The organism is Mycobacterium sp. THU-M104, assembly GCF_049197365.1.
GTDB lineage: Bacteria > Actinomycetota > Actinomycetes > Mycobacteriales > Mycobacteriaceae > Mycobacterium.
On sequence record NZ_JBMIOP010000184.1, the window covers coordinates 1 to 5,393 of the forward strand.

Below are 5,393 nucleotides of genomic sequence, written 5' to 3' on the forward strand. Positions count from 1 at the left end.
CCCCGCCGGTGGCGGTTCCCCACCCCAGGTTGAACGCCACACCGCCGGCACCGCCGTCACCACCGGTGGCGCCGCTGCCGCCGGCCCCGCCGGTACCACCGAGCTCAAAGCCGGCCCCACCGGCACCACCGCTACCACCCTGGCCGGTACTGCTGTCACCGCCGGCCCCACCGGTAGCGCCGATCGGATTGCTGAAACCCAACTCCGTACTACCCAAAAAGCTCGTGTAGCCTCCGGACCCCCCGGTACCGCCGCTCGCGTCGGTTGCGCTCCCACCGGCCCCACCGACTCCACCGGTACCGAAGAAAAGTCCGCTGGATCCGCCGGTTCCCCCGGCGCCGCCGTCCACGCTAGAGATGGTGGAGTTCCAGCCGGCTCCGCCGGCCCCACCATTGCCCACCCAGACCGCGGACCCACCGTTCCCACCAGTACCAGGGGCCACACCGGACGCACCCGGGCCGCCGATTCCGCCGGCGCCGCCAGCGCCGATGAGGCCAGCCTGCCCACCATTACCGCCATTGCCCCCGGTGACCGTGGAGTTCCAGCCGTTGCCGCCGTTGCCCATCAACAAACCGCCGTTTTGACCATTCGGGCTGGCCTGCGTCCCATTGGCACCGTCGTAGAACAGCGGCTCCCCGAAGAGCTTCTCGCCGGTCTGGTTCAACTCATACATCACCACCGCCAACGGTTCCGTGTTGGGCGGTTGTGAAGACCCGGAGGCCTCCGCCACCGCATCCATCAGGATCTGCAGCGGCGAATACGTCGGCGCGATGGCCGCAGACGAGCCCACTGAACCGACCAACGGCGACGCATTTGTCGCCTCGGCGGCCGCAAACGCCCCACCTGACCCGTTCAAGGCCCGAACGAACTGGCCATGCAGCACTGCCGCTCGGTTGCTGAGGGCGGCAAACTCCGTGCCCACCCGGGAGAAAACCGACGCTACCGCCGCCGAGACCTCGTCACCGGCGGCCGCCGCCACCGCGGTGGTCGCGGCGGGCGCCGCCGCATGCGCGGCGTCGGGTGACGAGCCGATCTCCGCCACATTCGACGCGGCCGTCGCCAACACGTCCGGCACGACGAACACATACGACATTGCTAACCTCCGAAGACCGTCGCGAGTGGAACGCCCCCCGCACCACGGTCACGCTTACGAGTGGCTAAAAACCTATCTCGTTGCACACGTGCACATCCGCATTTTGGCAAAAGTCCTCGACGACCCACCCCTCCCCTCGACGGCAGATCGGGAACGGTAAACGCGACCGGCTCATCGTGCGCTTGGACTCAAATGGCGTGGCAATACGGCCACACCGGCCATTCTAGGACTTGACGGGGCTGCTGCGCGAGAGAGTGGCCCGACCGCTATTACTTGGCCTGGATTCACCGATCGGGTCCGTAAGTTAAACGGTGTAACTCCTGAGGAAGACTTTTGGACCTACTGCGGAGTAGCTTCTACACTTACCGTGGAGTAAGAAGAAAGGCCGTGAGGGGACCACATGCGAGCCCGAGCTATCGCCACGAGGGCAGTACCCCCGCCGCGCACACGTCTGTTCAGTCGCCGGCGAATTGGCCGACCTCATCCCCGAGGGATCGCCGGCAACACTCAAACGCTACTCGACGACTGCCGTAAGCCGGTTCTATTGGCGCGCGCGCGTCAATTTCTCTTCTCCCCGAACCGAATAGCAAAAATGACAGCTACGGAAGCTTGAGGAAAGGATGGCTGCTGAACCGCATTTCGTGTCCGAGAATCGACGGTGGCCCGTGGTGGCACGCAATCGGGAGAACGATGAACTGGGACGAGGATTTTGAAGTCGCCGTGGGCGAGGCAGCGCAGGATGCGGTTTGGGGAACGGAACATCCCCTCACCCACCACCTCGGAGAGGCGGACCCGCGCCGGGTCAAATATCTGCGTGAGTACCAACGGACGGTCGGTAATCGAGTGCTTGCGGCTATAGAGGCTCTCAGTCGCTCCGGCTACCAGAAATTGCGGTGAGCGTCCGCCCCCGGGGCAACCGTCCGCCACCGAGCCGAGCCTCGGGTGCGGCAGATGACACATTCGCCGCCATTCTCCGGATCAGCAGCGGTAGTTTCATTCCTGCGCCGCCGCCATGGCTCCGGCGGTCAGTGCGATACTGGCGCCCGGCAGTTGTGGTTTTCCGCTACCACAAGATCCGTTGCAGGAGTGCGGGACCGGATGGACGAAGGAGAATCGGTGAAGACCATCCCGAAGTTGGTGGTATTCGGTCTTGTCGAGTTTGTGGCGTTCGGATTGATCCTGTTTGTCCCGGCGGGCACGGTCAATTACTGGCAAGCGTGGGTTTTCCTCGTGGTGGTTGCCGTTTTGGCGTGGCTGCCCGCCCTCTACCTGCTGCGCACGAACCCCGTCGCGCTCCAGGCGCGGATACGTGGGGGGCCGGCGGCGGAGACCCGGATGGCGCAGAAGGTCGTCATCGCCGGGTTGTATTCGTCGCTCGCGGCGATGGTCGTGGCCAGCGCGCTCGACCATCGCTTTGGCTGGTCGCGGGTACCGACAACAATCTGTCTGGTCGGGGATGTCGTGGTAGCCGTTGGGCTGAGCGTGATGGGCCTCGTCGTCGTTCAGAACAGCTATGCCGCCGCGACCGTCCGAGTGGAGGCCGGCCAGACAGTCGTCTCCACGGGTCTGTACGGGCTGGTGCGCCACCCCATGTACACCGGCAACGTGATCATGATGGTCGGCATCCCGCTTGCGCTCGGTTCCCTTTGGGGGCTCGTCTTCGTCGTTCCCGGACTGATCGTGCTCGCCTCGCGCATCGGCGACGAGGAGAAGCTGCTCCGGAACGAGCTGGAGGGATACCGCGCGTACACCCGGAAAGTGCGTTATCGGCTGATACCCCGGGTGTGGTAGCGGCCGCGAGCAGCAGCCGAGGCCCCTGAACTCCTGCTGCGCCCCAGACGGACCGCCGGCGCAGCCTCAGAGATCGCTGGCAGGTCTCGCCGCGGGAACTTCTTCCAATGATCCGGCAAGTGCCGCCGACCGCTGACTCAGGCTCCGGACGGACGGCGCGTCGAACAAAGTCCGCACCGCGAGGTCGATACCCAGAGCTGCGTTGATCGCGGCGATCACCTGCATCCCGGAAATCGAATCCCCGCCCAGGACGAAGAACGACTCGCCCATCGGCACGCGGTCCACCCCGAGCACCTGAGCGTAGATGTCCGCCAGGATCTGTTCGATCAGGGTGGCCGGGGCGTCGTCGTCGTCGCTGCGGCGATAGTCGGGCGCCGAAGGGGCCGTCGCCGCACCGTTCCCATTCGTCCGGGTGTGCATGCGCACGTCTCGCGCGTCCCACGACAGCAACGGCCGCGTCGCATCGGCGGTCATGGCCACCAAGGCCTGCTCGAATCGCTCGATCAATGCTTCGACGTCGGCGACGTCGAACATCTCCGCGAAGTATTGGACGTGAAGTTCCACCTGGCTGCCCGGCAGAGCCTGCACTGTCAGCGGGTAGTGGTAGTAGTCGCGGTTGGTGACCGCGGTGACCGCCAGCCCTTCGTTGCCCGACAACACGGCGGCGTCGGTCGGATAGTTCTCGTAGACGAAGACGGTGTCGAAGAGCCGTTCGTGGCCGGTGGCGCGGTGAATCTCGCTGAGCCCGAGATGCTGGTGATCGAAGGTGTGGTTGTGGGCGCTTTGCAGCTGATCGAGCAGGTCGGCGGCGGTGCTGTTCGGGGTGATGCTGACCCGCACCGGGACCGTGTTGATCAGTAGGCCCACCATCGACTCCGCGTCGGCCACCTCGGCGGGCCGCCCCGAGACCACGGCGCCGAAGGCGACGTCGCACTGACCGGTCAGCCAGGTCAGCACCTGCGCCCAGGCGGCCTGCAGAACCGTGCTGACCGTGGTGTGGCGCGACCGCGCCAGCTCGGCGACGGCCCGGGTGATCGGTTCGGGCACCCGGAACGAGGCGACGCCCCGCCGCCCCAGCCCGAACCGGTCCGCCGGGTCGACGAGTGTGGGCGTGTCGAAACCGGCGAATACCTCACGCCACACCGCGCGGGCGGCGGCGCGATCCCGACCGGACAGCCAGGTGACAAACCTGCGGTAGGGGGCCGCCGTGGGCAACCACTGGCCGTAATAGCCGGCAAAAATCTCGCCCAGCAGGATCTGCAGTGACCACCCGTCCAGCACGATGTGGTGATTGGTCAGCACGAACCGGTGCCGATCCGGCGCGGTGCGGATCAAAGCCACCCGAAACGCCGGCTGATTGGCCATATCGTAGACCGCGGCACGTTCGGCGGCGCACACGTGCTGGATCTGCGCCTCGACGTCGACACCGTCGGCGACGACGTGGCGCCAGGGTACGGCGGGGTCGGACGGGATGATCTGCACCGGCTCGTCGTAGTGCGAACAGAACCGGGCCGCGAGGTTGGGATGCCGGTTGATCACCATGTGCACGGCCTCGCGCAGCCGGTGCTGATCGAGCCGGCCGCTCAACGTCACATCCAGCTGCACCGCGTAGACGTCATCGCCACCCTCCGCGGTGTACGCATGAAACAGCAGACCCTGCTGCAGCGGCGTCAGCGGCAACACGTCGGCAATGCGGTACCGCCGCCCGAGTTCGTCGATCTGCTGCTGACTCAGGCGCGCGGGCACGATGTCCGACGGCGTCAACCCGCCGCCGCCGCCGTGCACGTGCGCACAGATGCCGGCCAGGGCCTCGAACCACAACCGGCTGAGCCGGCCGACCTGCGCCTCGTCCAGTGCCGAGCGCGCCCACGTCCAGCCGGCTCGCAGCTGCGGGCCGGTGTCGGTGTCCACGGTGCCGGCGTTGAGCTCTACGGTGTGCATCAGTGGCATGGGGATCGCCGCGGCCACCCCGGCAACGGATCCGCCGTCCTGGCAGAGCCGCCACAGGTCACCTGAGGTGTCGGCCGCTGCGCCCATGCGGCCCAGATAGTTGAACCCGAACGGCGGATCGGACCCGGCCACGTCGACAGCGGAATTCAGATAGCGCAACACCCCGTAAGTCAGACCGTCGGGCATGGCCCGTAGCTGCTCTTTGGCGTCCTTGACCACCGCCCCGAGCGCCGCCTCACCGGCGCTGACCTGCGCCCAGTCCAGCGTGCCGACCGGCCCGTCAACGCTCAGCGCCACCGGGTATTTCGTGGTGAACCACCCCACGGTGCGGGACAGGTCGACGTCTGCGGCGAGGTCTTCCTGACGTCCATGCCCCTCCACGTCGATCCCGATCGGCCCACCGGTGCCCGCGAACTCGGCAACCGCCATGGCGAAGGCGATCAACAGGATCTCGTGTATCCCGGCATGAAACGCCGCCGGCACCTCCCCGAGCAGCATGCGGGTGGTCTCGGCGTCCAGCTCCACCGACAGGTTCCCCGCGGTGGCAAACGTATCCACC

The 5,393-nt window shown here is 66.6% G+C and carries 4 protein-coding genes; 2 read left to right on the plus strand and 2 right to left on the minus strand.

Annotated features, from left to right (window positions below; all coding sequences use genetic code 11):
- Positions 1–1,093 (minus strand): PE family protein (locus tag ACOJVU_RS14685; RefSeq protein ID WP_421530444.1); only part of this gene is annotated, 1,093 nt, incomplete at its 3' end.
- A 690-nt stretch (positions 1,094–1,783) separates the two neighbouring features.
- Here ACOJVU_RS14685 and ACOJVU_RS14690 point away from each other — a divergent pair.
- Together ACOJVU_RS14690 and ACOJVU_RS14695 are read left to right on the plus strand one after the other, a co-directional pair.
- The gene (locus tag ACOJVU_RS14690) at positions 1,784–1,990 is read left to right on the plus strand and encodes a hypothetical protein (protein WP_421530445.1); all 207 of its coding nucleotides are present in this window, start codon (positions 1,784–1,786) and stop codon (positions 1,988–1,990) included.
- A 219-nt stretch (positions 1,991–2,209) separates the two neighbouring features.
- Positions 2,210–2,884: a methyltransferase family protein gene (locus ACOJVU_RS14695; RefSeq protein ID WP_421530446.1), complete on the plus strand. Its 675-nt coding sequence runs from the start codon at positions 2,210–2,212 to the stop codon at positions 2,882–2,884.
- Positions 2,885–2,950: 66 nt separating this feature from the next.
- Here the strand turns inward: ACOJVU_RS14695 and ACOJVU_RS14700 are convergent.
- The coding region (locus ACOJVU_RS14700) for a condensation domain-containing protein (protein WP_421530447.1) at positions 2,951–5,393 on the minus strand (2,443 nt) is incomplete at its 5' end.

What these genes read in the sequence shown, in the direction of transcription:
- ACOJVU_RS14690 (WP_421530445.1), top strand. Translation starts at nt 1,784, where the DNA reads ATGAACTGGGACGAGGATTTTGAAGTCGCCGTGGGCGAGGCAGCGCAG.